Below are 4,064 nucleotides of genomic sequence, written 5' to 3' on the forward strand. Positions count from 1 at the left end.
GGTGTGACCCGGCTGACCGGGTCCACTGATGGAGAGTGTTTCTATGGCCGGCCCGGATCCCGATCGAGAGGGTCACGTCAGAGTCGGCGCTCGTGCGGGCAAAGGCCTGCTGGGCAATGCGCAGCCGGCCGCCGGCAAGGTGCACACCGGGCAGTGGAGGCTGGACACCTTCGCCGAGCTGCGTCTGCTGCGCGCATCCCTGCGGCAAGCCGTCGCGGGGCAACCGTTGCCGGACAGTGCGGTGTTCGAGGACATCACGCAACGGCTGGCGATCGTGGCGACCGAGCTCGCCACCAACGCCATGGCACACACCCGGCCGCCCACGATGGTGCACCTCTTCCGCACCACCACGACGTACCTCGTCGAGGTGAAGGACAACGAGCCCTGGCTGCTTCCCCGGTTCGCCGACGAGGGCTACACCGGAGCCGGCGGGCTGGGCCTGCACATGGCCCGCAAGTTGTCCGTCGGCATGGGCTGGTACGCCGACAACGGCTCCAAGTACGTATGGGCCGAGGTAGCGATCTCGGTGGCCACGCCCTGGCCCCGCTGACGAGGTGCGCGGGCTCCGATCGGCCCTCGCGGGCCGTCCGGACGGCTAGGGTTCGGGCGTGGGCGCTCCGGGAGCCCGGCCTCTGCTGACGGCGAAGCTGTTGGTTCCCTCCGTGCGTCCCGGTGCGGTTGACCGGCCCCGGCTGCACCGGCATCTGGAGGCCGGCAGCGACTGCCGGCTGACCGTGGTCGTGGCGCCGGCCGGCTGGGGCAAGACGACGTTGCTGAGTGCCTGGGCGGCCGACCCGGCTCGCTCCCGCTGGGTGGCGTGGTTGTCGATCGACGAGTCCGACGACGAGCCGGTGCGGTTCTGGACCTACCTGCTGTCGGCGTTGGAGAGGGTCGCTCCCGAGCTGGCCGCCGACGCCCTGAGCGCTCTGCGCGCACCCGGCCTGGACCCGATCAGCCTGGCCGTCGACGCCCTGCTGAACGCGGCGACGGCTGCTCCCGGCGGGTACGTCCTGGTCCTCGACGACTATCACCTGCTCCGCGACCCGGCCATCCAGGAGAGCGTCGAGTTCCTGCTGAGCTACTTGCCGCCGGCGCTGCGTCTGATCATCGCCGCGCGGGCCGACCCGCCGCTGCCGCTGGCTCGGATGCGGGCCCGTGGTGTCCTGGCCGAGATCCGCGTCGACGCGCTGCGGTGCACGACGGACGAGGGCGTGGACCTCATCTCCGGCGTGGTGGAGGTCGGCGGGCAGACGGCGCGGGTGGCGGCCGAACGTACCGAAGGCTGGCCGGCCGGGCTGCAGCTGGCCGCACTGACCCTGCGGGGTGCCGCCGACCCCGCCGCTGCCGCCGGCCGGCTCAGCGGCGGCGAACGCCACCTGCTCGACTACTTCTCCAGCGAGGTGCTGCCCGGCATCGACGCCGGCCGGCGTGACCTGCTGGTCCGCGCGTCGGTGCTGGAACGGCTCTCGGGTCCGCTCTGCGATGCCGTCCTGCAGCGGGACGACTCGGCCGCCCTGCTGGAGTCGCTGGCCCGGGCGGATCTGTTCATCACGCCGCTGGACGAGCAGTGGTTCCGCTGTCATCGCTTGTTCCGGGACGTGCTGCGCCGCGAGCTGGCGGACTCCGCGCCCGGCGCCCGCGCGGAGTTGCTGGGCCGGGCGGCCGACTGGTTCCTGGCGCAAGGGCAGGTGGAACAAGCCGTCGAGCACCGGATCGCGGCCGGGGACGCTGCCGGGGCGCGGGAGCTGCTGCGCAGCCGTACCCGCTGGTTCATGGACCGCGGCGCGATGGGCGCCTTGCTGCGGCTCGGCGACGGCCTGCCCGGCGCCGAGGCCGATCCGTTGCTCTGCCTCGACCTGGCCCTGGCGGCCGCGGTGTCCGGCCGGGCCGGTCGCGCCATCGAGTGGCTCACCAGGGCCGAGCCGCACATCGCGAACGGTCCGGAGCCGGCTCCCGGCTGGCGCACGCTGCGGGCGTACGCGGACTGCACCTGGGCGATCTACGGCACCCTCGACGACGTCGAGGCGGCGCTGACCCATGCGCGCCGCGCCGTCGAGCTGGAGACCGACCCGGCTCTATGGGGCCACGTGGTCGCCCTCAACACCCTCGGCGGGGTGCTCCTCGGCGCCGGGCGGATCGCCGAGGCCGCCGAGGTTCTGCAGCAGGCGTGGCAGTTCCCCGTACGCCCGGATCTGCCGCCGTTGATGGTCCTGCAGACGGCCGGCCTGCTCGCCCTCGCCGTGGCGGAGCTGGGGGAGTCCGACCGGGCCTCCGCCGTGTGCGCCGCGGTGCGGGACATCGCGAGCGAGGCCGAGCAGGCCTGGGGCGAGGGGGCGGCCGCTGCGCTGGCGATGCTGCGGCTCGCCGAGGGCCGGCTGGCCCTGGTGCGGGACCCCACGGCGGCCGTCGCCCTGCTGGAGAGCGCCGTCCACCTGGCCCGGCACTGGGGCCACACCACCGTCCTGCTCGGCGGGCTGGCGAGCCTCGCCGCGGCGCAGTGGGCGACCGGTGACCGGGCCGGCGCCCGCCGCACCCTCGACCAGGCGCACGAGGTCAGCGACATCGAACAGGGCCGGCCGGTCGTGGTCCGTCAGCTGGCGGAGCTGGACGCGCGGATCGGCCGGGACGCGAGCCGCCTGGCGCGCAGCCGCCGCGAGCTGGTCGAGGACCTCACCGATCGCGAGCTGGCGATCCTGCGGGCGCTGCGCGGGCCGCTGTCGGCCCGGGAGATCGGCGGCGAGCTGCACCTGTCGATCAACACGGTGAAGGGCTACACGAAGAGCCTCTATCGCAAGCTCGGTGTGGTCACCCGGGACGAGGCGGTACGCCACGGGCACGACCTGGGCCTGATCTGAACGCAGAGGACGTAAGCGCGGGGACGTAACGGTCCACCCCGGGTGGTTCTCGCCCCGGTGTGGAACCGGCCCACCCACCCCGGCACGACAGTCCTTCCAGCAGCCCTCACCGGGAGGGCGCCGGGAGGGAGCCATGAGCTGCCGAATCACCGTGGCGGGTCCGCTCGGCGTGGCCGCCACCCGAGCCGTTCGAGCTCAGTACGGCCACGTCGTGCTGAGCACCCGCGAACCCGGCCGCCACACCGTGCTCACCCTGGACAGCCTCGACCAGCCCGCACTGCGGAGCCTGTTGACGCTGCTCTGGGACTTCGGGCACGACGTCATCGCCGTATCCACCCGAACCGTGCACAGCCGAACCATGGAGCAGATCCCATGAACACCGATCAGTCACCCGGCCGGAGCGCTTCGATGAACGAATCCACGAACGGGCGTACGGTGCTGGTCGCCGGCGCCACCGGCATGCTCGGCAGCGCGGTCGCGGCCGCACTGCACCGCACCGGAGCGGCGGTGACCAGCCTGTCCCGCAGCCCGGCCCGCGCCGCGATGCTGAGCGGCATCGCCGACACCGTCGTGCTCGGCGACGCGACCCGGCCGGAATCCCTGCGCGGCGCCTTCGACGGGGTCGACGCCGTCGTCTCCTGCCTGGGCGCGCCGATGGCGTTCCGCGGCGGCGACCGCCGCAGCTTCCGCGAGCTGGACACCGTGGCGAACGGCAACCTGATCCCGGCGGCCCGGGCGGCGGGGGTCCGGCGCTTCGTCTACGTCTCGCTGCTCGTGCGGCCGGCGTGGGCCGACACGGTGTACGTGCGGGCCCACGAGGAGGTCGTCGAACAGCTGGAGCGATCCGGCCTGTCGTACGGAGTCGTCCGGCCCACCGGCATGTTCCCGATCTTCGACCCGTTTCTGGCGATGGCCCGCCGCGGTATCGCCTGGATCCCCGGCGACGGGCGGGCACCGACCAACCCCGTCCACCCGTCCGAGGTCGCCGACGCCTGCCTGCACGTCCTCGACCACGAGGAGACCGGCTCGCTGATGGTCGGCGGACCGGAGATCCTCACCCGCCAGGAGATCGTCGAGCTGGCGTTCCGAGCGGTCGGCCGCAAGCCGCACATCCTGCACGTGCCGCGCCCCGCGCTGGTCGCCGGGTCCGCGCTGCTGCGACCGGTGCACCCCCGGCTCAGCGAAGTCACCGACTTCGCCTCCCGCGCG

4 protein-coding genes are annotated in these 4,064 nt (G+C 73.5%); all 4 read left to right on the plus strand.

Going from position 1 to position 4,064, the window contains the following annotated elements:
- Positions 1 to 28: 28 nt before the first annotated feature.
- Complete coding sequence (locus AB0M20_RS30525) at positions 29 to 550, plus strand: ATP-binding protein (RefSeq protein WP_364303780.1); 522 nt, start codon at positions 29 to 31, stop codon at positions 548 to 550.
- Positions 551 to 608: 58 nt separating this feature from the next.
- Positions 609 to 2,855, plus strand: a complete 2,247-nt coding sequence (locus AB0M20_RS30530) for a LuxR C-terminal-related transcriptional regulator (RefSeq protein ID WP_364303781.1) — start codon at positions 609 to 611, stop codon at positions 2,853 to 2,855.
- 133 nt (positions 2,856 to 2,988) lie between these two features.
- Entirely contained in the window at positions 2,989 to 3,231 is a 243-nt protein-coding gene (locus AB0M20_RS30535) for a hypothetical protein (RefSeq protein ID WP_364303782.1), read from the plus strand.
- A 32-nt stretch (positions 3,232 to 3,263) separates the two neighbouring features.
- On the plus strand, positions 3,264 to 4,064 hold an 801-nt coding region (locus tag AB0M20_RS30540), incomplete at its 3' end, for an NAD(P)H-binding protein (RefSeq protein WP_364303783.1).

The organism is Actinoplanes sp. NPDC051633, assembly GCF_040681735.1.
Lineage (GTDB): Bacteria > Actinomycetota > Actinomycetes > Mycobacteriales > Micromonosporaceae > Actinoplanes.